This window comes from Levilactobacillus acidifarinae DSM 19394 = JCM 15949, assembly GCF_001434835.1.
GTDB classification, from domain to species: Bacteria; Bacillota; Bacilli; order Lactobacillales; family Lactobacillaceae; genus Levilactobacillus; species Levilactobacillus acidifarinae.
Window position 1 is genome coordinate 55,796 of record NZ_AZDV01000001.1, and the last position, 20,402, is coordinate 76,197.

The 20,402-nt window shown below is 53.2% G+C and carries 20 protein-coding genes; 16 read left to right on the top strand and 4 right to left on the bottom strand.

The annotated features are described in order from the left end of the window. The first annotated feature begins 318 nt into the window (after positions 1–318). The 5 genes from tkt (at position 319) to FD25_RS00280 (ending at position 5,736) form a co-directional block, all read left to right on the top strand. Positions 319–2,331, top strand: coding sequence for a transketolase (gene tkt, locus FD25_RS00260; protein ID WP_057800593.1), 2,013 nt, complete (start codon positions 319–321; stop codon positions 2,329–2,331). Positions 2,332–2,355: 24 nt separating this feature from the next. Next, positions 2,356–3,258 (top strand): shikimate dehydrogenase, encoded by a 903-nt coding sequence (locus tag FD25_RS00265; protein ID WP_057800594.1) that lies wholly within the window; start codon positions 2,356–2,358, stop codon positions 3,256–3,258. 16 nt (positions 3,259–3,274) lie between these two features. Next, a complete protein-coding gene (aroF, locus tag FD25_RS00270) occupies positions 3,275–4,270 on the top strand; it encodes a 3-deoxy-7-phosphoheptulonate synthase (RefSeq protein WP_057800595.1) in 996 nt (331 codons plus the stop codon). 10 nt (positions 4,271–4,280) lie between these two features. Beyond that, the gene (gene aroB / locus FD25_RS00275; protein WP_057800596.1) at positions 4,281–5,360 is read left to right on the top strand and encodes a 3-dehydroquinate synthase; all 1,080 of its coding nucleotides are present in this window, start codon (positions 4,281–4,283) and stop codon (positions 5,358–5,360) included. A 166-nt stretch (positions 5,361–5,526) separates the two neighbouring features. Beyond that, positions 5,527–5,736 (top strand): hypothetical protein, encoded by a 210-nt coding sequence (locus FD25_RS00280; protein ID WP_057800597.1) that lies wholly within the window; start codon positions 5,527–5,529, stop codon positions 5,734–5,736. Positions 5,737–6,114: 378 nt separating this feature from the next. Here the strand turns inward: FD25_RS00280 and FD25_RS00285 are convergent, their stop codons facing one another. Beyond that, a complete protein-coding gene (locus FD25_RS00285) occupies positions 6,115–6,882 on the bottom strand; it encodes a DMT family transporter (RefSeq protein ID WP_235807905.1) in 768 nt (255 codons plus the stop codon). Between the two features lie 525 nt (positions 6,883–7,407). Between FD25_RS00285 and FD25_RS00290 the strand changes: the two genes are divergently transcribed. Both FD25_RS00290 and FD25_RS00295 read left to right on the top strand, forming a co-directional pair. Next, positions 7,408–7,851 carry a universal stress protein gene (locus tag FD25_RS00290; protein WP_162256252.1) on the top strand — a complete coding sequence of 148 codons (444 nt, stop codon included), beginning with the start codon at positions 7,408–7,410 and terminating at the stop codon, positions 7,849–7,851. 157 nt (positions 7,852–8,008) lie between these two features. Beyond that, complete coding sequence (locus FD25_RS00295) at positions 8,009–9,364, top strand: gluconate:H+ symporter (RefSeq protein ID WP_057800599.1); 1,356 nt, start codon at positions 8,009–8,011, stop codon at positions 9,362–9,364. A gap of 102 nt (positions 9,365–9,466) precedes the next feature. Here the strand turns inward: FD25_RS00295 and FD25_RS00300 are convergent, their stop codons facing one another. Further along, the gene (locus FD25_RS00300) at positions 9,467–10,408 is read right to left on the bottom strand and encodes a glycosyltransferase family 2 protein (RefSeq protein WP_057800600.1); all 942 of its coding nucleotides are present in this window, start codon (positions 10,406–10,408) and stop codon (positions 9,467–9,469) included. 367 nt (positions 10,409–10,775) lie between these two features. Here FD25_RS00300 and wecB point away from each other — a divergent pair, with 367 nt between their 5' ends. The 3 genes from wecB to FD25_RS00315 are packed head-to-tail and all read left to right on the top strand — an operon-like array spanning position 10,776 to position 13,670. Next, positions 10,776–11,903 carry a non-hydrolyzing UDP-N-acetylglucosamine 2-epimerase gene (gene wecB, locus FD25_RS00305; RefSeq protein WP_057800601.1) on the top strand — a complete coding sequence of 376 codons (1,128 nt, stop codon included), beginning with the start codon at positions 10,776–10,778 and terminating at the stop codon, positions 11,901–11,903. Continuing rightward, the gene (locus tag FD25_RS00310; RefSeq protein WP_057800602.1) at positions 11,903–12,754 is read left to right on the top strand and encodes a nuclease-related domain-containing protein; all 852 of its coding nucleotides are present in this window, start codon (positions 11,903–11,905) and stop codon (positions 12,752–12,754) included. The genes wecB and FD25_RS00310 overlap by 1 nt, the downstream gene beginning before the upstream one ends. A 16-nt stretch (positions 12,755–12,770) precedes the next feature. Further along, positions 12,771–13,670 (top strand): YihY/virulence factor BrkB family protein, encoded by a 900-nt coding sequence (locus tag FD25_RS00315; RefSeq protein ID WP_057800603.1) that lies wholly within the window; start codon positions 12,771–12,773, stop codon positions 13,668–13,670. Positions 13,671–13,789: 119 nt separating this feature from the next. On the opposite strand, the gene FD25_RS00320 is transcribed toward FD25_RS00315, so the two are convergent. After that, positions 13,790–14,245 carry a flavodoxin gene (locus FD25_RS00320; RefSeq protein ID WP_057800604.1) on the bottom strand — a complete coding sequence of 152 codons (456 nt, stop codon included), beginning with the start codon at positions 14,243–14,245 and terminating at the stop codon, positions 13,790–13,792. Positions 14,246–14,473: 228 nt separating this feature from the next. On the opposite strand from FD25_RS00320, the gene recX reads away from it, so the two are divergent. Continuing rightward, positions 14,474–15,280 carry a recombination regulator RecX gene (gene recX, locus FD25_RS00325; RefSeq protein WP_225428556.1) on the top strand — a complete coding sequence of 269 codons (807 nt, stop codon included), beginning with the start codon at positions 14,474–14,476 and terminating at the stop codon, positions 15,278–15,280. Positions 15,281–15,308: 28 nt separating this feature from the next. After that, on the top strand, positions 15,309–16,496 hold the full coding sequence (locus FD25_RS00330) for a serine hydrolase domain-containing protein (RefSeq protein ID WP_057800605.1): 1,188 nt from the start codon (positions 15,309–15,311) through the stop codon (positions 16,494–16,496). An 80-nt stretch (positions 16,497–16,576) separates the two neighbouring features. Here the strand turns inward: FD25_RS00330 and FD25_RS00335 are convergent, their stop codons facing one another. Then, complete coding sequence (locus tag FD25_RS00335; protein WP_057800606.1) at positions 16,577–16,822, bottom strand: YdeI/OmpD-associated family protein; 246 nt, start codon at positions 16,820–16,822, stop codon at positions 16,577–16,579. A gap of 203 nt (positions 16,823–17,025) precedes the next feature. Here FD25_RS00335 and ntdP point away from each other — a divergent pair, with 203 nt between their 5' ends. The 4 genes from ntdP (at position 17,026) to FD25_RS00355 (ending at position 20,396) form a co-directional block, all read left to right on the top strand. Beyond that, positions 17,026–17,577, top strand: a complete 552-nt coding sequence (gene ntdP / locus FD25_RS00340; RefSeq protein ID WP_057800607.1) for a nucleoside tri-diphosphate phosphatase — start codon at positions 17,026–17,028, stop codon at positions 17,575–17,577. A gap of 197 nt (positions 17,578–17,774) precedes the next feature. After that, positions 17,775–18,899 carry an AI-2E family transporter gene (locus FD25_RS00345; RefSeq protein ID WP_057800608.1) on the top strand — a complete coding sequence of 375 codons (1,125 nt, stop codon included), beginning with the start codon at positions 17,775–17,777 and terminating at the stop codon, positions 18,897–18,899. Positions 18,900–19,020: 121 nt separating this feature from the next. Further along, positions 19,021–19,437: a glycerol-3-phosphate cytidylyltransferase gene (gene tagD, locus FD25_RS00350; RefSeq protein ID WP_057731823.1), complete on the top strand. Its 417-nt coding sequence runs from the start codon at positions 19,021–19,023 to the stop codon at positions 19,435–19,437. A gap of 74 nt (positions 19,438–19,511) precedes the next feature. Further along, positions 19,512–20,396 (top strand): hypothetical protein, encoded by an 885-nt coding sequence (locus FD25_RS00355; RefSeq protein ID WP_057800609.1) that lies wholly within the window; start codon positions 19,512–19,514, stop codon positions 20,394–20,396. Positions 20,397–20,402: the final 6 nt, after the last annotated feature.

A 20,402-nucleotide genomic window follows, 5' to 3' on the forward strand; every position in this document is an offset into this window, starting at 1 on the left:
ATTAAGTAAACATTAATTTTCTAAGGAGATTTTAATTATGCGAACCTGGCCCCGACAAAAACAAAATCGATTTTATTATTACTGGTTTCTGCAGTAGTGTCGGCACCTGGTGCGGGCACTACGTCCGCATCGATGGTGACCAGTAATTTTCGTATAATTAAGTTCTTACGGAAAAGTCATATCGGTGTTTTACCAATCACTGTGTGACTTTTCTCGTGGCGGAGACCCACCGTTTATTAACGGTACCGGTCCACCGTTACCGAAGCGTCCACAGTTTAGTCTGTGGGCGCTTTTTTGTCCCTCAAGGAGATGGCAATGATGCAAAAAAGGGAATTTGATGAGACCGACCAATTAGCAATTAATAATTTACGGGTGTTGAGTATCGATATGATCGAACGGGCTCAGTCGGGACATCCCGGGTTACCGTTGGGCACGGCCCCGTTACTGTGGGTGTTATGGAGCCGACATCTACGGCTTGATCCGCGCCACCCGCAGTGGGTTAACCGCGACCGTTTCGTCCTTTCCGCCGGTCACGGGTCCGCTATTCTGTATAGCCTGTTACACCTGAGTGGCTTTGACCTCAGCATGACCGATCTCAAGCAGTTTCGCCAGTTCGGTAGCCGCACGCCGGGACATCCCGAATACGGCAAGGTGCCCGGCGTGGACGCCACGACCGGACCACTGGGGCAAGGCTTAGGGATGGCCGCGGGGATGGCTCTCGCCGAGCGGCACCTCGCATCCCAGTACGGGGCGACCGTCAGTGACCACTTTACGTACTGTCTGGTGGGTGATGGTGATCTGATGGAGGGGGTCTCCCACGAAGTCGCCAGTTTTGCCGGTCACCAACGGTTAAATAAATTGATTGTTTTATACGACGACAACGCCGTTTCGCTCGACGGCCCCACTAGTCGTTCGACGACGACCGACGTCCCCCAGCGCTTCCGGAGCTACGGCTGGGACGTTCAGGTGGTGACCAACGGGGCGGACCTAGTGGCCATCGATGCCGCGGTGATCCGTGCGCAGCAGAGTGACCGGCCGTCGTTAATTGACGTGAAGACCGTCATTGGCTTTGGAGCCCCCGGGGCGGGGACCAATCAGGTGCACGGCAAACCCCTGGGGGCAGCGGGCCGCCAGCAACTCTGTAAGGTGCTGCACTGGACAGCACCGGCCTTTACCGTTTTGCCGGCGGTAGCCGAGCGGGCTCGGCAGGCCATCACGTTGCGGGGGCACCGGGCTTATCACCGTTGGCGAACCCGGCTCACGACCTTAACGCCCCAGCAACGGCGCCAATTCGCTCGCGTCTTAGCGGGCGAGTTACCGGCTACCCTGGGGGCTAATCTCCCCAGCTACGACCAGGGCGCCGCGGCGTCACGGCAAACTAGCCATGCCGTCATCCAGCAATTAGCCGCGCAATTACCCGAACTAGTGGGGGGCTCCGCGGATCTGGCGAGTTCTAACCGTACCACGCTGGCGTCCGACCAGTTGATGACGCCCCAAGCCCCCGATCAACGCAACCTGGCTTTTGGGGTCCGGGAGTTTGGAGAGGGGACGTTGCTGAACGGCTTAGCCTTGCACGGGGGCTTACGGGTTTTCGGGAGTACCTTCCTGGTGTTCTCCGATTACCTGCGGGGAGCCATTCGCTTGGCGGCCTTACAGCACCTTCCCGTGACCTACGTCTTCACCCACGATTCGTTAGCGGTGGGGGAAGACGGTCCGACCCATCAGCCCATCGAACAGCTCATGAGTTTACGGGCGATTCCCAACGTGACGGTGATTCGGCCGGCCGACCCCAACGAGACCGTTGCGGCGTGGTGGCAGGCCATTAACGCCACGGATCACCCCACGGTGTTGGTGCTGACCCGCCAGGCCTTGGCCGTTTTACCACATACCCAGCAATTGGCCTTGACCGGTGTAGCCCGTGGGGGGTACGTCCTATCCCCGCAACGGGGGCGGCAGCCCGGTGGCATTTTGATGGCTAGCGGGTCGGAGGTCACGCTAGCCTTGCAGGCCCAACAACGGTTAGCCGCCCTGGGGCACGACGTGAGCGTCGTGTCACTGCCGTCACTGGATCAGTTTCACCAACAGTCGAAGGCGTACCAAGACCAGGTCTTACCCCCGCAGGTGCGTCGGCGCGTGGCCATTGAACTTGGAACCACGCAGGGCTGGGAGCGCTACGTCGGACTGGACGGCGCCGTCGTGGGCATCGATCATTTCGGGGCCAGTGGCGCCGCGGTTGACGTTTTGACCGCCAACGGCTTTACGGTGGACCACCTCGTGACGGCCTACTTGCGTACGGGAAGGGTCACCCCTTTACAACTAAACGTCATTTAAACGAACTTACGAGAGGATGATTTGATGATTAACGGCAAAACACAATTATTTGGCTTCATCGCGCATCCGGCGCACCACAGTCGGTCGCCACGTATGCATAACTTAAGCTTTCAACATTGGGGCATCAATGCCCGGTACTTAGCCTTTGACGTCGCGCCCGGTAATCTACCCGCCGCAATCGCCGGTATTCGGAGCATGGGAATCGCGGGGGTCAACTTATCGATGCCGTTCAAACAGACCGTGGTGCCGTTACTCGACGACTTAACGCCCCGGGCCCAACGGATCAACGCTGTCAACACGATCAAAAACGATCACGGCCGCTTGATTGGCGACAGTACCGATGGTGCCGGGTTGTTTCAAAACCTCCAGTCCCGGGGCTTAAACCTGCGGGGCAAACGGGTCGTGATTCTGGGTGCCGGCGGGGCGGGTAAGGCCATCATCGCCGCGTCACTGGATTACCGGTTGGCCCAAGTCGACGTGTTCAAGCGCCAGACGACCAGCTACCCGGCCGTTGCCACCTGGGTAACGGGGTTAGCCCAAAACACCACCACGCCGTTACGCCTGCACCCGTACGAGGCCGTTCAGACCATGCAAGACCTAGTCGCGCAGGCCGATTTGATCATCAACGCCACCAGCGTGGGGATGACCACGGCCGGGGTCCCGGTCCCCACGAGCGTGTTAGAGCAGTTACATCCCGGCCAGGTCGTTTACGACGTGATCTACCAACCCCTGGAAACCGAGTTTTTGGCTTTGGCTCGGCAAAGGGGCTGTGAAACCCATAACGGTTTAGGCATGTTGATCTGGCAAGGCGCCTTAGCTTTCCAATTCTGGACGGGAAAACCGATGCCGGTCCCCGCCGTTGAGGCCGATCTGTTAGCCAGTCTGACCAACGAGACGCCGGCGACTAACCAACGTCACGCCATGTAATTGAGGAGGAATTTAAATGATTATTATTTTAAAACCGACGACCGCAGCCGCCATGCAAGCGAAATTGATTGCCCAATTTGGGACCACTCACGAGGTCTTTACCCACGCTAACCGCATCGCGATTCAGGGTCTCACCCCCGCAGAACTCCCGGCAGATGTTCGGGCGGCCAGTACCGACCTCTTGACCGACGTGCCGGCAGCCGTGCAAAGTAGTCGGCTGTTACACCCCGAGGACACGATCATTCGGACGCCCCATAGCGTCATTGGTGGCAATCATTTTGTGATGATGGCCGGGCCGTGCTCCGTCGAGAGTGCGGGACACGTCGAACGAATGGCCGAGGTTGCTAAGCAAGGTGGTGCCACCGTGGTCCGCGGGGGGGCCTTCAAGCCACGCACGTCGCCGTACTCTTTCCAGGGATTGGGGGAAGAAGGCCTACGGGATCTCCGAGCCGCGGCCGACCAGAACGGCCTGGACATGATCACCGAAGTCATGGATGACGAACACGTCGCAATGGTTGCGCAATACACCGACATCTTTCAGATTGGGGCTCGTAACATGCAGAACTTCTCGCTGTTAAAGGCCGTGGGACGGACCCGGATTCCGGTCGCCTTGAAACGGGGGATGTCGGCCACGATTGACGACGTGTTGAACGCCGCCGAATACATTGCCGCCGGTGGCAATCACCAGATCATGCTACTGGAACGGGGAATTCGAACGTTTGATAATAAATACACCCGTAACACCTTTGACCTGGGGGCCGTGCCGGTCTTACAGGAGCTGACCCATTACCCGGTCATTGTCGATCCCAGTCACGCGGTCGGCACCTGGGAATTGGTCACGCCGATGGCCATGGCCGGCGTGGCGGCGGGCGCCAGTGGAATGATCGTGGAGATTCACGACGACCCCACCCACGCGTTCTCCGATGGGCCGCAAGCGTTGAAACCCAAGACCTACCTGAAGATGGCCAAACAGGCGTTTCAACTGCACGATTTAGTCCAGAGTTGGGCGTAGGAGGGCGAAGATGACAACGATTCCAGTCACGACCGCGGCGAAAAGTTACGCGGTCAACATCGAAACGGGCCTGTTAGTTCGGGTGGGGACCGAACTGGCTAAAGTTTGGTCACCCCGTCAAGTCGCCATTGTGACCGATACCAACGTGGGACCGCTGTACGCGCAGCAGGTCCGTGAGCGACTGACGGCGGCCGGATTTCGGGTGACCGTCCTGACGGTTCCCGCCGGGGAAAGCAGTAAGAGTTGGGCCCAAGTGATGCGGTTGATCGACGCGTTAAGTGCTGCTCAGTTGACTCGTAGCGATGGCGTCCTTGCGTTGGGGGGCGGGGTCGTGGGGGATTTAGCGGGCTTCGTGGCCGCCATTTACCTGCGGGGCATCGCCTTTGCGCAGGTGCCCACATCGTTGTTGGCCCAGGTCGACAGTTCGGTCGGCGGCAAGACCGCCATTGATTTGCCCACCGGTAAAAACTTGGTCGGGAGCTTCTACCAACCCGACGTGGTGTTGATCGATCCCCAAACGCTGACCACGTTACCGCCACGCATGTTGGTGGAGGGCTACGGGGAGATCCTCAAGTGTGCGGCGCTAGTGGGGAGTGACTTCTGGGCCTTGGTTCAGACGGTCGCCCAACCGGCGGACATTCTCGCGCAGGCCGCCCCGTTGATTCGGCACAGTATCGCCTTTAAGGCGCGGGTGGTGATGGCCGACGAAAAGGAGGGCGGTCAACGTCAACTCTTAAACTTTGGGCACACCATCGGGCACGCCGTCGAGCTTTGGGGGCGGGGCCGTTACATGCACGGGGAGGCCGTTGCTATTGGCCTGGTGCAAGTCGCCCGGCTCTTCGCCGCTCAGGGGCTGATGCCCGCCGAGTTGACGAACCAATTACGGGAACGGCTAATGGCCGTGGGGTTACCGGTTGAATTTCCGGTGGATCTGACGACGACGGACCTCTTGGCGGCCATGCACCACGATAAGAAGATTCACGATCAAGCCCTCACCTGGGTCTACCTAACGGCGATTGGACAGCCCGCGATGCACGCGGTTCCGTTAGCCAACTTAGCTACCTGGATTGCTCCGGTGACGGCTAAATGAAAAACTTGAGTCACCAAAAACCGTTGGGCCCGTGAGCCTAACGGTTTTATTTTAGGGGAGAGCCCCTATTTGTGAATGAATGACGTATAATGGGACTATGTTTTAACCAAACTAACTAAGCCCCTAAAAGGGAAAGCCTCAGTTTAACGAAAGGAGGTCTGTTCAGGTGGGTACGCAATTAAAGCGCTTTATTCGTGGGATTTTTTGGACCGTCTTGGCGGGCTACTTCTGGTACACCAACGCTCAAAACCACGCCGCCGGGATCGTCGGGATCATTCAGGACGTCTTCGTGATTTTGTGTGTGATTGCCGCGCTGTTCTACTACGTCACGCTGGTGGTGGACTTCTTCCAGCTCATGCGGCATCGGTCAAAATAGGAACATCATGAATCGGTGTTAATCACTTAGTGGTTGACCCGGTTTTTCTTTTTGCCAATCAGACAGTCACTAATTGAATCGCATTATTGGTGATGAATTGGTCAAGAGGTGAGCTCAGCAAATCTATGCTTTATATAGGAAGCTTTTAGAATGAACGGCAACGGGACTACGACCAAAACAGCCAACCACGGGGGAAACGTAACAAATGTGTGAGCGCACAAAGCCTAAAGAATGTCGTGCGATGATGGGGTTGTCTCAATAGACCATTAGTTTGTTGCCTTGACCCAGGTGAACAAGGTCCTTAGCAATCGCTTAAGTAAATGATTTCACAAAAAAAGAACGTTCCTTAATCAGGGAACGTTCTTTGAGGTTTGTCAGTTAATGGTCAAAGCGAATGGCGACCCAGGTGCTGGCGAGAATCAACAGCAAGCCGATGCCAAACCCCCACGAGAGGGGTTCGGCCAACCACCACCAACCCAGGAGCGCGCCGGTGACGGGTTGCCACAGGAAGAACAGCCCGGATAGTCGACTTTGGAAGAGGCGTAACCCGAGATTCCAAAGTAAGAAGGCTAGGGCGGTCGACACGGCACCGAGATAGAGCAGACTGCCCCAGACGTGGGGGCTGGTCCACGCTATGTGGGTCAAAATGGGCGCTTGCCACATGACGATTGGCGTCAGGCAGACTACCGCGACCAGCGTTGCCAGCAAGGTGACTTGCAACAACGAGTAACGTTGGTCAATTAGTTGGACCAGCACCGACATCAATGCCCAGGTTAGGCCGGCGAGTAACAGGCACAGGGCTCCGAGAACGACGTGTTGCCCGGTGACTTGCAGGCCCACGATGGCGAGTACACCAGTGGTGGCCAGACCGAGACTCACCCAATCGTGTCGCCGGGGCCGCCGGTGGAGGAGGGGCCAACTAAACAACACCATGGCGGTCGGGGTGGCGGTGGTGATTACCGCGCCTAATTGGGCCGAGGCTAGCCAGGTGCCGGTTTCTTGCAGAACGATGGATAGCGTATCGCCAATGATGCCTGCCAGGATGATCAGCCGTAAGTTAGGCCAATCCCAGTGCCAAGGGGTGTGTTGCCCCCAAGCAGCCAGACCCAAAACAATGGTGGCAATCAGGTAGCGCAGCCAGACCAATTGATATGGGAGAAATTTCTCCGACGATGGTCTTGACGACCACGAACATGCCGCCCCAGATGCAGGCCGCAAAACTTAAACATAACGCACCGAAAATTGATTTTGATTGCATGAAATGACCCTCCGCTAAATTTTTTGAATGACTTAAAAATCAGCGGCGGAAATGTGCCGCTGATTAACCCAGCGTTGGCACATCACATTCGAATAGTGGGGCAAAGAACATGGCGACGACCTCCTTTAGCAATAACTTAGCTGATCTAGTTTAGCACAACAATTAGCGGTGAAGAATTGGTCGCTGTCGATTTTTATTAAAAGTGACGGTTAAGTTAATGACTTAATAAAATATTTTTTCAATAAGCCGAACTTTTTTGAAATCGGTGCCAAGACTGACAGCTCGCACTTTTGTAGTCGGTTGACCAATTATTAATCGGAGGTCAATTTAAAATTGTGGGCGCTTTCTGGAAAATTTCCTAGTATAATAAGGATGGTTATAGAGTCCTGAGGAGGTCGTTACAGATGGATCAGATGGAATCAATGAATCCGAAGAAGTTTAAACGTATTTTAGTGGGGGTCGATGATTCGCCCGACGCCCAACTCGCCTTTCGTTACGCCATGAACCGGGCCAAGTATGATGACGCCGAATTGGTGATCTGTTCGATCATGGAATCCGACAGTATGAACATTTACCAGGCCCTGAGCAAGGATTACGTCCACGGACAACGGGCCGAACTGGTCAAGCACCTGGAGCAGTATCAGAAACTAGCCGAACGGGTCGGGGTTAAGCAGGTTAAGTTAATTATCGGTGAAGGGGATCCCGGTGAAACCATGGTCAAGACGATCATCCCCGAAGTGAAGCCCGATATTCTGGTGATCGGGTCGTTATCCAAGAGCGGCGTCCGGAAATATTTCGGGAGCCAGGCGGCCTACATGGCAAAATATTCTCCGGTTTCTGTAATGATTGTGCGGTAACGTTTTCACGGACTTTTCATAATAAAATTGAAAATTATATTCAGTTAAACGCTTGCATGTCGAAAAAAAGTTTCATACAATGGTTCCTATGCGTAGTGATTGAATTAGCACTTTTATTTAATTCGTCAGAATCGGGCATAGGAAAAGAGAGAAAAACATGCAGTTCGTGATTTTGTTATTGGGTATTTTGCTCTTACTGTTCTTAATCATCAAGGTAAAGCTGAATACTTTCGTTTCACTGATTGCCACTTCGATCTTGGTCGCATTAGGTCTGGGGATGAATCCTGCAGACATTGCCGATTCCATTAAAAACGGGATTGGGAGCTCAATGGGCGAGCTGATTATCGTCTTTGGGTTCGGGGCCATGATTGGACGGCTGGTATCAGACGCTGGGGGATCTTACCGGATCGCCCGGACGTTGATTAACATCTTTGGGAAGAAGCGGTTGCAAGTTGCCATCGTGATTGCGTCCTTTCTGATTGGGATTTCCTTACTGTTCGAAGTTGGGTTAGTCCTGGTCACACCAATCGTGTTCGCCGTGGCGTTGGAAGCTGACGTGCCATTCCTGTACTTAGGGATTTCGATGGCCGCCGCACTGTCCGCCACGCAAGGGTTCTTACCACCACAACCCGCACCAACTGCCGTTGCCACGGCCTTGGGTGCCAACATTGGGGAAGTCCTGTTAATCGGGATTATCGTGGCGATTCCTTGTGTGATCGTCGCGGGGCCACTTTGGACGCGGGTGATTCGGCGGTTTAGTCCCGAATTGTTCGTGGTCAAGAAGTCTTTGCCCGCCTTTGGTGAAGTTAAGGAATTTGACTTGAAAGAAACCCCAGGTTTTGGGATTTCCGTTTTAACTTCTTTATTCCCAGTGATCTTTATGGCACTGGCAACGATTTATCAAATGGCGGTCAACGGCGGTCAAGCGCCGAAGAATCCGCACGGCTTTGATGCCGTCGTGACGATGCTGGGGAATCCCGTCATCGCCATGGTGATTGCGTTACTTTTCGCCATTTGGTCCATGGGCCTACACCGTCAACGGACGATGAAGGAAATCAGTGGCACCATCGAAAGTGCCGTAAAGTCGATTGCCATGTTACTGATGGTCATTGCCGGGGGTTCTGCCTTCAAGCAAGTCCTGATTGATGGTGGGGTCGGGAAGGCCGTGCAACAATTGATGGTCAACTCCTCGTTCTCCCCAATTATCTTGGCTTGGTTTATCACGGTGATCTTACGGATTTCTTTGGGGTCCGCGACGGTTGCCGGGATGACGGCTTCCGGATTGATCATGCCGTTGATGCACTCGTTGGGTGCCGATCCCGTCATGATTGCTTTAGCCATTGGGGCTGGGTCGTTAGCGGCTTCTCACGTGAACGATGCCGGTTTCTGGATGTTCTCCGAATACTTTGACTTAAGTGTCAAGGATACCTTCAAAGTTTGGACGACGTTGGAAACGGTCATCTCCATTGTGGGGGTTATCATGGTCATGATCATGAACGCCATTTTCCATTAATTTAAACGTTAATAAGCGGTCGGCGCTGAACCGACCGCTTTTTTTGTGACCAAGCGACAAAAAACGACGTTACCCTCAGCGGTAACGTCGTTTGGCAATCGTTTATTTTTCTTCCCGGACGATGTATTTCGGCCGGTGCTTGGTTTCCAGATAAATCTTATTAATGTATTGGCCTAAAATGCCCAGGCAGAACAATTGAATTCCGCCAATCAGCAACATGATGACCACGAGTGACGGCCAGCCGGCCACCGAGCCACCCACGGTGAGGGCGCGTACGATGACGAAAATCAGCCCGATGATTGACAGGAAAAACGAGAAACTACCGACCCAGGTGGCCAGACGTAACGGGGCGTTAGAAAAATCGATAATGCCTTCGATGGAGTACGAGAACAACTGCCCCAGACTCCAGTGGGTCTTGCCGGCGGCTCGCGGCTGACTTTCGTAGGTCAGGTAGGTCGTCTTGTAACCGACCCAGCTGAAGATACCCTTAGAGAAGCGGTTGAACTCAGGGAGGTCAAGGACCGTATTGACGAACTGCCGCGTCATTAACCGGTAATCCCGTGCGTTCGGTTCGATGCGGACGTCGGAGATGCGGTTGATGACCCGGTAGAAACTACTCGACAGGAAGGCCCGGAGTTTGCTTTGGCCCCTTCGTTCCTTTTGAATGGTGCCGACACAGTCGTAACCGTCGTTTTCAATTAACGCAAACATTTTAGGTAATAGTTCGGGTGGATCCTGAAGATCGACGTCCATGACGGCCACGAGGTCCCCGGTAGTGGCTTGTAAACCGGCGGCTAAGGCGGATTCTTTCCCAAAGTTACGAGAAAACGACCGGTAATGGACCGTTTCTGGATTAGCCTGATGCAACGTCTTCATTTCCGCTAAGGTGTTATCCGACGACCCATCGTCCACAAAGATGTACTCGGGTGTGACCGTTGGGGTCGGGGTGTTCATTTTGTCGATCACCTTGCTAACGGTTTGGTAAAATAGTGGGATTGTCTCCTCCTCGTTATAGCAAGGAACGACTAGACTTAAAGTTTTCATGTATTAGACATTCCTTTCACTCAACATGCTTAATTTTACAGCAAAGCTTAGGGGATAGCTATTACGTTTCCTTTATGTTTGGGTGTCTTTAAACTTAACTATCATGATTAAATTCCCCGGTCGTTAAGGGGGACAATGGGTAAAGGGGGAACTTAAAGCGGGACAGATGGTGACCTGGTGCCGGAAAGGGTGGGGCATTCAGCACCACCGTTCGCCCGGTTTAAGTCGCTGTGCCGGTGTCATCTGGTTGACACAAACCAGAGATTAGAAAAGCGACTTAATCCGGGAATTGACCCGCTACTGGTCCCGGCCGGTGGGGTTATCTGCTATAATTAGGCATAAGACTTCGGAAAGTAGAGGGAATTTTATGACGAAACCGATTAAAGTAATGACAGTCTTTGGCACCCGACCGGAAGCCATCAAAATGGCACCGATTATTTTAGCGATGCAACAGCGGCCGGCGGCGTTTACACCGATCACCGTGGTCACGGCTCAGCACCGGGAGATGTTGGACCAGGTACTCGAAATTTTTCACATTCAACCAGATTACGATTTAAATATCATGCGGCCCAATCAAACCCTTAGTGGCATCACAACTCGCGTATTGGACCACTTGGATCAGGTTTTGACCGAAGCCCACCCCGACATCGTGTTGGTTCACGGGGATACCACCACGACCTTTGCGGCCAGTGTCAGTGCCTTTTACCACAAGACCTTACTGGGGCACGTGGAGGCCGGGTTACGGACCTGGGATAAGTATTCACCGTATCCCGAAGAGATGAACCGGCAATTGACCGACATCTTAAGCGACCTGTACTTTGCGCCGACCAATCTGTCGCGGCAAAACCTGCTTAAACAGGCCCACCCGGACGATCACATCTACGTGACGGGCAATACCGCCATTGACGCGCTCAAGCAGACCGTCGATGCGAATTACCATCACGCCGTCCTTGAGCAGGTCCAAGATGGACACCGCTTGATTCTACTGACCATGCACCGACGGGAGAATCAGGGACAACCCATGCACGTGGTGTTACGCGCCATCCGGCAGGTGGTCGAAGCTCATCCGGACGTGGAAGTCATCTATCCGGTTCATCTGAGTCCGGCCGTGCAAAAAGTGGCCCACGCCGAATTGGACGGCATGGACCGGATTCATCTGATTGATCCGTTAGACGTGGTGGATTTCCACAACCTCGCGGCCAGAAGCTACTTTATCATGACCGACTCGGGTGGGGTGCAGGAAGAAGCTCCGTCGCTGAATAAGCCGGTATTGGTCTTAAGAGACACGACGGAGCGGCCTGAGGGCGTTACCAGTGGCACCTTGAAGTTGGTCGGCACCGACCCGCAAAAGGTCACCACGGCCATGGAAACGCTCTTAAACGACCCAACGGCCTACCAGGCGATGGCCGAAGCCCAGAATCCTTACGGTGACGGTCACGCCTCGGAACGAATTTTGGCCGCAATTGAAGAAAAAATCAATGGAGGCAAAGCGTAATGGCTGAAACAGCGTATGACCGCGCGGAGATCAAAACGACCGAGCAGTTATCCGAAATTATGCGAGATATTCATCAAGAAGCGGGCAAGCACAACGAACGGTTTGATTATAAGATCTTACGGAACGTGCATTTTGCCAACAAGGTCAAGAACCCGGTCACCCAGGAAATGAACGGTGGGGATTCTTGGCGGGTGATGCAGATTGATAATTTATTGGTGACGTCGTTTGGCGTTATTAACGTTGAAAGCAAGTATTGGCGGGGCATGATCTTTCACGATTTATCCGACGAAATCTTTTCGTCGAGCCTAAACGAATTTTCCGCGGTCAATTTACGACACAAGGAAAAAGACACCACTAAGGCTCTGACCAACCAATTGGACCGGTTCTTCTTGCCGAACCTCTCCGAAGAAAATGAATCGTTGACCCAGGGGTACACGTTAAGCCTGGAACAAGACGGGCGCGAGAAGCGTACGGTCACCCTGCATACCGGGATCGGCAACCCAGCGACGCAGGCCGAACTCTCATCTAAGTTACTGGTACGCTACATCAATAGTGAAATTACCATGCATAAGCAACTCGAAAATAAGAGCGATCGGATCATCGATTTCGTGAAACCTTTGGTCTATTACAACTACTACGACCGCTACGAGCACAGTAACTCGCTGGTGGTCGGCAACAAGACGAAGTTGAACCCCCACGACGCTTATAATTGCACGGCGGTGGCCAACTATCACGACCTGGCGACCTTTATTGAAACTTTCCGCCAGGCCAAGCGGGTGCGCTTTAGTCGCCGGACGCTAGAAAAAATGATTGGGACCCTGAAGTTTGCCGAGGATTACGGGTCATTCTAAAGGGGGTCGACCACCCGTGAGTCGTTGGCGAAAACTTTACACGGGGGCCCGCACGGTGATCACGACCATTGCGCGCCACTATCAAATGGCCAACGTGTCCGACTCAGCGGTGGTGTTGGCCTACTACATTTTGTTGTCCTTATTTCCGGCATTGTTGGTGCTGGCCAGTCTTCTACCGTACTTGCACATTGATACCCAAACGGTGCTGAACGGTATCGAGCCCATCGTGCCCGAAAGTATTTACGACATGTTGGGCCCCATCATTCACTCCTTTCTAAATCGACGGAGTGGCGGGGTCCTCTCCATTGGGGTCGTCGTGGCCCTATGGTCGTCGTCCCGGGCAGTCGCGGCCTTTCAACGAACCGTGAACCGGGCCTACGGGGTGGCAGAAAACCAGAATGCGTTCGTTAACCGCGTGGGGGCCTTCTTCTGGATGGTCGTGTTGATCGCGTTAATGTTTGGCCTCATGCTGGTCTTCAGTTTTAGTCAGATCATTCTCGAACAATTGACCCCATTGTTGCACTTGCCGACGCAGGTTCTCACCTACGTCAACGCGGTACGGTGGCCGGTCACGTTCGTGGTCACGTTCTTCATTCTCTTGATCCTATTTTTCTTCGTGCCCAACGCCCGCTTGAAGTGGCGCTTCGTGTGGCCGGGAGCGTTGATTGCGGCGATGGGCTGGTTGCTGTTATCACAAGCTTTTTCGTTATATCTAAAATATTTCATGCATAACATCGATAGTTATAAAACGATTGGGACCTTCATCGTCTTAATGTTCTGGTTAGACTTTACCGGGATGATTCTGATGTTTGGGGCGGTGGTCAACGCGTCGATTCAAGAGTTGATTGCCGGACCGGTCGAGGAGCAGGCCCAGTTGCGCCGATTGCTCCGCCGGCGAAAAGCTAAGAAAGAGTAGCGATTTTTAAATTTGCGTTAGCGCGGTCGTTTAACGTGACGCGTTTGGCGTTCATGACTTAAAATAGAGAAGCTGACCTGAACGGACAGCTTCTCTATTTTAAGTTAAAGCATTCGAATTTACTGATGGTCCTGACAACTAGTGACCAATTGTTGGGCGAAAGCGTCCAACTGTTGGATGTCGTCTTGATCGGGGGACAGGTTGATCTTGATGTCCGGGGCGCCGGCCTTGGCGTGGGCCTGTTGGAAGGCCGCGGCGAATTTATCGACCGAGATGTTGTAGTATTCGCCGTAGAAGGTGTCCCCGGAGCCGGCCACGCCGTAGAGCTTGCCCGTTAGGTCTAGGGCTTGGAGGTCTTCGTAGAAGTCCAACCCTTCGTCGGGGAGGGCCCCTTCATCGTAAGTATAAGGACACACCACACATATATCGGCGGTTTGAAAGTCGGTGGCGTCGGCCTGTGAGATTTCACTTTCGGTGACCTGACAGCCTAAATCCTCTAATTTTTCGGTGATGATGTCGGCAATGTCTTCGTTATTGCCGGTGATGGTGGCAAAAACCACTTGTGCTGTAAGCATAACCATTCTCCTCCTGAGCCATACGGGGCGTTATTTACCCTTAATTATAGCAGGTCTGGGGAAGGGCGACTAGGCAGGGTTAAGGCCACTCAACGTGTTTGTGATGAAAAGCTAATCGATTAACTAATGTCGGGTTCTACCGCCTGAGTTGAGCGGAGACCTGTTAAAATAACACTTAGAGCCATCCCGAAGCGGAGGTTCTAGGTCAGTCTGAACAAGGAGTGACTTATTTTGGCCGTAATTACCATGATTCAAGCCCAGAAACGAGCCGGCCGGTTCAACGTGTACGTGGACGGCCACTACGCGTTTCCGGTCAGTGAAAGCGTCCTGATCGATTTTCGGTTGTTTAAGGGCATGGAGGTCGATCAGCAACTTGAGGCCCGGCTCAGTGCGGCCGACGACGTTGCCAAGGCCTATAACCGGGCGTTGGACTATCTGTCCCAACAACTGCGGACCGAAAAGGAAGTTCGCACTAAGCTGGCCGGGTTAGAGATCGCACCAGAAGTGATCGATGAGACCCTCGAGCGGCTCGTGGCGCTAAACTTAGTTGACGACGCGCACTATGCCGCCAGCTACGTGCGCACGATGATGCGGACCAGCGATAAGGGCCCCCGGGTGATCCGCCAGCACCTCCGCCAAAAAGGGGTGTTGGAACAACCAATCGATGACGCGTTAAAGTTGTATTCGCCAGAGGAGCGCCAGACCGTGGGGACGGCCGTGGCGCAGAAGTTGGCGAAGCGTTACCGGCATCAAGCCTTTCACACCCAGGAGCAAAAGATTCGCCAGGGCCTGATGACCCGGGGGTTTGCGGGCGACGAGATCACGGCGATGCTGGCGACCTTAGATTTAACGCCCGATATCGACGAACAGGCGGCGTTGTTAGCCAAGCAGGGCGAGAAACTGTGGCACAAGTACCGCACGTTAGCGGCGAATGAACGAAAGTATAAAACGAAGCAAGCCCTGTACCGCAAGGGGTTTGGCTTAGATGATATCGACCATTGGTTAGTGGGGATGGCCACGGTCAATGACGACTAGGTAACCAGTAAGACAGGGGGAGTCTGAAATGAAAGCAAAAATGGGGGTTTTTGCGTTATTAACGGCATTAGTGATTGGGTTAGGGGCTGGTCTGGTCTTCTGGTTTAACAACCAGAACCAGTCACAGGCCGAGACGAAACCGGCGGCGGTCAGCAGTAGTTCCGTCAAACCAGTTAAGCCTAAACCCAAGAAGGTCACGCCGAAAAAAAAGCAACCGGTCGCGCCCAAGAATAACGCCACGACCCGCAAAATCGATGCGATCTTACGGGCGAACCGGTTCGTGGGGACGGCGTTGGTCGTCCGGAACGGCAAGCCACTCTACGAAAAGGGGTTTGGTTACGCGAATTACGCGTTACAACGGAAGAACGGGATTAACACCGAATATCAGTTAGCCTCCGTGCAGAAATCCTTTACCGCGGGATTGATCATGAAGTTAGCATCGGAAAAGAAGCTATCTTTGACCGATAACTTGGCAAAGTATTATCCGCAAATCAACGGGTCGCAGCAGATTACCTTACGCGATATGTTGGATATGAAGAGTGGGTTGACGCTGGTACCGTTCCCGGATAATCTCCATTCGGAAAAGGGCATGATTCGGTTTATCTTGAAGAACGTGACCAGTGATCCGGCCAAAATTGGCCAATGGAACTACGCCCCCGTTAACTTCATGTTGCTCGCCGGAATTATCCAAAAGGTCAGCGGCCAGAGTTACCAGCAGTACTTTACCCAAAATATCACGCAGGCCTTTGGGCTCAAACACACCGGGTTTGTCTTTAACATGAATCGGCAACGGGATTATGCGCAGGGGTATGAAAATGAAGACCCGAACGACGTGGTACCGAACTATCAAAACAAGTTCCCTGAATCCCGGGCATCTATGTATTACCAGTACGGGACCGGTCAGGTTTACATGTCGGCCCGCGACCTTTACGTGGGGGAACGCGACATGCTGCAAGGCAAGTTATACCCGCAAACCGACGTGAACACGTTGCTGACGCCGGGGTCTTCCTCAACTTACGGGGGTGGCGACTATATCCAACCGGGCTACATCCGGGTTCACGGGTTAGCCTACGGGCACGAAGCCACGGCCCTGTTGAGTAAGGACGGACAAGATGGCGTCGTCTTGTTGACCAACTATTACCGGGTCAACCAACTGGCGCAAACACCGGCCATCCAGATTTGGAACCTACTTGAAGCGGGCGAACTGGGACGGTAAGTGACTTAAGCGAGTAATCCAAAAATGCGTCACCGGTAAATTAGCGGTGGCGCATTTTATAGGTTCAAGTCGTGGGTGGACTAGTCCTTCGGGCGGCTATCGTAGGCGCGTTTGGATTTGTAACCCGCCTGAAAGACCGTCCGCATCACAGCGATGTGGCGTTGTTGAGTCGCCTTTGCCTTGGCGCCGAAGATGAAGCGGGCCCATTCACGTTGGTAACCGGGCGTTAGGGTGGTAAAGAAGGCTTGAAGTGAGACGTCGTCGGCCAGTAAGTCGGCAACCTGGGGAATCATCGGTTCGTAAGCACTTAAGGGTAATTGGGGCATGGTAAAACGCTCTCCTTGGGGTCAACGACCAGGAAACGGTCAGTGACCACGATATTTTTCTTCAGTTTACCCCGCTTCCGGCGAAAACCCAAGAACTTTCAGGTACCAATCGACCAAAGGTATTCATAAATAAAGGCGAATCTGGTATAATATTGAGTGAATTTTTTATAATTACCCGTTACTTAGAAAGTAGGGTTATAGACATGACGCGCGAAGCTAGAGGACCTAAGGAAGGCGACTTCATTACGATCAAAAGCTACAAGCATGATGGAAGTTTGCATCGAACTTGGCGCGATACCATGGTACTCAAAACAAGCGAAAACGCCCTGATTGGCGTCAATGACCACACGTTGGTCACTGAAGACGACGGGCGGCGGTGGGTGACTCGAGAACCTGCTATCGTTTATTTTCATAAGCATTACTGGTTCAATATCGTCGCGATGATTCGAGACAACGGGGTGTCGTATTATTGTAACCTGGCATCCCCCTATGTTTTGGATAAAGAAGCGTTGAAGTACATCGATTATGATTTGGATGTGAAGGTCTTTCCCGACGGTGAGAAACGGTTACTCGACGTCGATGAATACGAGGCCTTCAGTCAGCGCTGGCATTACGGTGAGGAGACTGATCGGATCTTGAAGGCCAACGTCTTAACGTTGGTCGATTGGATCAATCACCATAAGGGGCCGTTTTCTCAGGCCTACGTTGATTTATGGTATCAACGTTATCAAGAGCTGTTGCGCCGTTCCCATTAGGAACGCGGGCGACGGATCGTTATGAGTTGTCTTCCGGACCATTGGAGTGCTCCCGTGAACGGGAACGCTCCTTTTTTGTTCCGTGACCGGCTAGGCAGGTAAGCGGCGAAAGAGCGGAAATATTAGCGGTCTTTTGGGCCTAAACTTGGTAGAATAGAGCTAATGTGATGGTCAACAGAAACTAAGGAGGGTTGCCGATGAAATGGTTAGCGAATTCACGATTACTTTTTTGGTCCGCCGAACTCTTGATTGTGGCCACGTTGATCTGGGTCTGTACGCAAATCAGCTTTCTTTTTTCGCCGATTGGCATCTTCCTGTCGGTGGTCTTTACGCCGTTACTGCTTTCCGGGATTCTGTTTTACCTGCTGAACCCCCTGGTTAAGTTACTTGAACGCATACGCTGGAAACGACTGCACTTTAACCGGACCGCCGCAGTCATTCTGGTGTTTATCGGGTTAATTGCCGTGATCGGGTACGGGGCGGCTTGGGTGGTCCCCAAGTTAGTTTCCCAAGTGACCAATCTGGTGGGGAACATCCCCGACTTTGCCCGGTCCAGTGAAGCGGTCTTGAAACAGGCCGCCCATCACCCGTGGCTGCAACAGATCGACTTTTCCAAGTACCTGACCCAGTTACAGAATTCGTTGGCTAAGTACGCGGAGGGCGTCATGAGTGGAATTACCTCGGGGATTGGCACCGTGGTGGGCACCGTAACGTCGGTGACCGTGACTGCCGTAACCGTGCCGGTGATGTTGTTTTACATGCTCAAAGACGGTGAAAAGTTAATGCCGGCCATTCGCAAACTGTTGCCGGAAAGACACGCCGACCAGACGATCGAACTCCTGAGTCGGATGAACGCCACGATTGCCCGCTACATCGGCGGTCAGATCTTGGAGTGTCTGTTTGTCGGGACGTTTACGGCGTTTGGCTACATGCTGATTGGTGAGAAATATGCGCTGTTATTGGGCGTGTTTGCCGGATTGTGCAACCTGATTCCTTACGTGGGCCCCTATATCGGGATTCTACCGGCGTTGATCGTGGCCTTTACCATCAGCACGAATATGGTGTTGTACGTGATCATCGTGGTGGTCGTTGTGCAACAGGTCGACGGCAACCTGGTCTACCCCAACATCATTGGCCGTACGTTGCGGATTCATCCGCTGACCATCATCATTATTTTGCTGGCGGCGGGCAACATTGCCGGCTTGTTGGGGATGATTTTAGCCATTCCGCTGTACGCGGTGGTTAAGACCGTGGTGCAATATCTGTACAGCATTTGGCAGTTGGAACACCCCACGATTAGCCAGAAAAATCTCAAGAAATAACTAACGTTTGCGGTTAGAAGTTGACGTCACCGCTGAATATGCTACTATTTACTTTGTTATTGGATTTTTATTATGCCCCCGACGGCTGTCGGGAAATTACCAGATAAGTAGGAGATTCTACATGAAAAAAGTAATTACGTACGGAACGTTTGACTTGCTCCACAAGGGGCACATCCGGCTATTGAAGCGTGCCAAGGCTTTGGGCGATGATTTGACCGTGTGCTTATCTTCCGACGAATTCAATGCCGAAAAGGGTAAGCGGGCTTACACGTCCTATGAAGACCGGAAATACATTCTCGAAGCTATCCGTTACGTTGACCGGGTCATCCCCGAAAAGGGTTGGGACCAGAAGATTCGTGACGTTCAAGACAACGACATCGATATTTTTGTGATGGGTGATGACTGGAAGGGGAAGTTCGACTTCTTGAAGGACTACTGTGAAGTGATCTACCTACCACGGACCGAGGGCATCTCCACCACTAAGATCAAGCATGACTTGGGCTTAGCGGACGATGAAGCCTGGAAGGAAGAAGATTAATCGATGGTCCCTAAATCCTTAGTCGCTGACTAGGGATTTTTTCATAGTGACCAGCGCAAACGGAGGGAACAGCAGTGCAGCAAATTATATTTCTCGTGACGTCGTTAGACGGCCTTCATAAACCCAACTTCACCAAACAATTAAAGGCAGCCCTACAACAAAACGTCACCATTAAGTTATTAGTCGCCCTGGTGGATTTTGATGCCGCTTGGGAGGTTCGCCAGTTCATCGAACGGCTGGCGCGCGATGACGAACGGTTCAGCCACGTGCGCATCATCACGATTGCGGAACTTTACGCGCAGGAGGCCGGTTTGGCTTTAAGTGCCGAAGAACGCCACGACCTCGATTTAACGGCGTATGACGAACGGGTCTTCGCCGACCAGCAGGGCCAGTTACGCCGGTACCTGGATCACGGGCACCTGGTTGCCGAACTTCAACAGTTAGACGACAAGACGCCGATGGTCTTACGCCAGTATCACGACGATCAGCTCACGCAGGTGGATACGTATGACTTGCACGGGCAAGTCGTGGGAATCGCCAAGGTTAAAGCCGGGGTGGCGCAAACCAGCTACCTCTTAAACGCGCAGGGCGACGCCACGTTGCGGTTAACCCGGCACCAACGGGAAGTCGAACACGTCTACAATTTAGGCGCGGATTCGGCGATGATTGCCACGGAATTCAGCAGTGCCAAGGAAGTTGCCGCGCTGAACAACATGTCGAAACGTAAACGTGACCGGACGTTGGCCAATAGTGTGGACCATACCGAGATGATTACGGCCACGGAAACCTATTACAGTGTGTTGGTTTACGCCACCTATCACCGGTTCAACGACGTGTTTGGGTTCTACCAGACGGTCCTCGATCGGTTCATGACGCCCCAGACCCAACTTTACGTGGATCTGGCGGTCAACGCCGTGTTGTCCCCCCAAATGCCTCACCAGTTAATCTTTAATTACTAAGGAGTT

Bases quoted from the DNA above. Each gene is read 5' to 3' on its own strand.
- aroF (WP_057800595.1), top strand. From the start codon at position 3,275: ATGATTATTATTTTAAAACCGACGACCGCAGCCGCCATGCAAGCGAAA.
- FD25_RS00265 (WP_057800594.1), top strand. From the start codon at position 2,356: ATGATTAACGGCAAAACACAATTATTTGGCTTCATCGCGCATCCGGCG.
- FD25_RS00320 (WP_057800604.1), bottom strand. From the start codon at position 14,245: ATGCTTACAGCACAAGTGGTTTTTGCCACCATCACCGGCAATAACGAA.
- FD25_RS00295 (WP_057800599.1), top strand. From the start codon at position 8,009: ATGCAGTTCGTGATTTTGTTATTGGGTATTTTGCTCTTACTGTTCTTA.
- FD25_RS00335 (WP_057800606.1), bottom strand. From the start codon at position 16,822: ATGCCCCAATTACCCTTAAGTGCTTACGAACCGATGATTCCCCAGGTT.
- FD25_RS00290 (WP_162256252.1), top strand. From the start codon at position 7,408: ATGGAATCAATGAATCCGAAGAAGTTTAAACGTATTTTAGTGGGGGTC.
- FD25_RS00300 (WP_057800600.1), bottom strand. From the start codon at position 10,408: ATGAAAACTTTAAGTCTAGTCGTTCCTTGCTATAACGAGGAGGAGACA.
- ntdP (WP_057800607.1), top strand. From the start codon at position 17,026: ATGACGCGCGAAGCTAGAGGACCTAAGGAAGGCGACTTCATTACGATC.
- FD25_RS00345 (WP_057800608.1), top strand. From the start codon at position 17,775: ATGAAATGGTTAGCGAATTCACGATTACTTTTTTGGTCCGCCGAACTC.
- tagD (WP_057731823.1), top strand. From the start codon at position 19,021: ATGAAAAAAGTAATTACGTACGGAACGTTTGACTTGCTCCACAAGGGG.
- FD25_RS00330 (WP_057800605.1), top strand. From the start codon at position 15,309: ATGAAAGCAAAAATGGGGGTTTTTGCGTTATTAACGGCATTAGTGATT.
- wecB (WP_057800601.1), top strand. From the start codon at position 10,776: ATGACGAAACCGATTAAAGTAATGACAGTCTTTGGCACCCGACCGGAA.
- FD25_RS00310 (WP_057800602.1), top strand. From the start codon at position 11,903: ATGGCTGAAACAGCGTATGACCGCGCGGAGATCAAAACGACCGAGCAG.
- tkt (WP_057800593.1), top strand. From the start codon at position 319: ATGCAAAAAAGGGAATTTGATGAGACCGACCAATTAGCAATTAATAAT.
- aroB (WP_057800596.1), top strand. From the start codon at position 4,281: ATGACAACGATTCCAGTCACGACCGCGGCGAAAAGTTACGCGGTCAAC.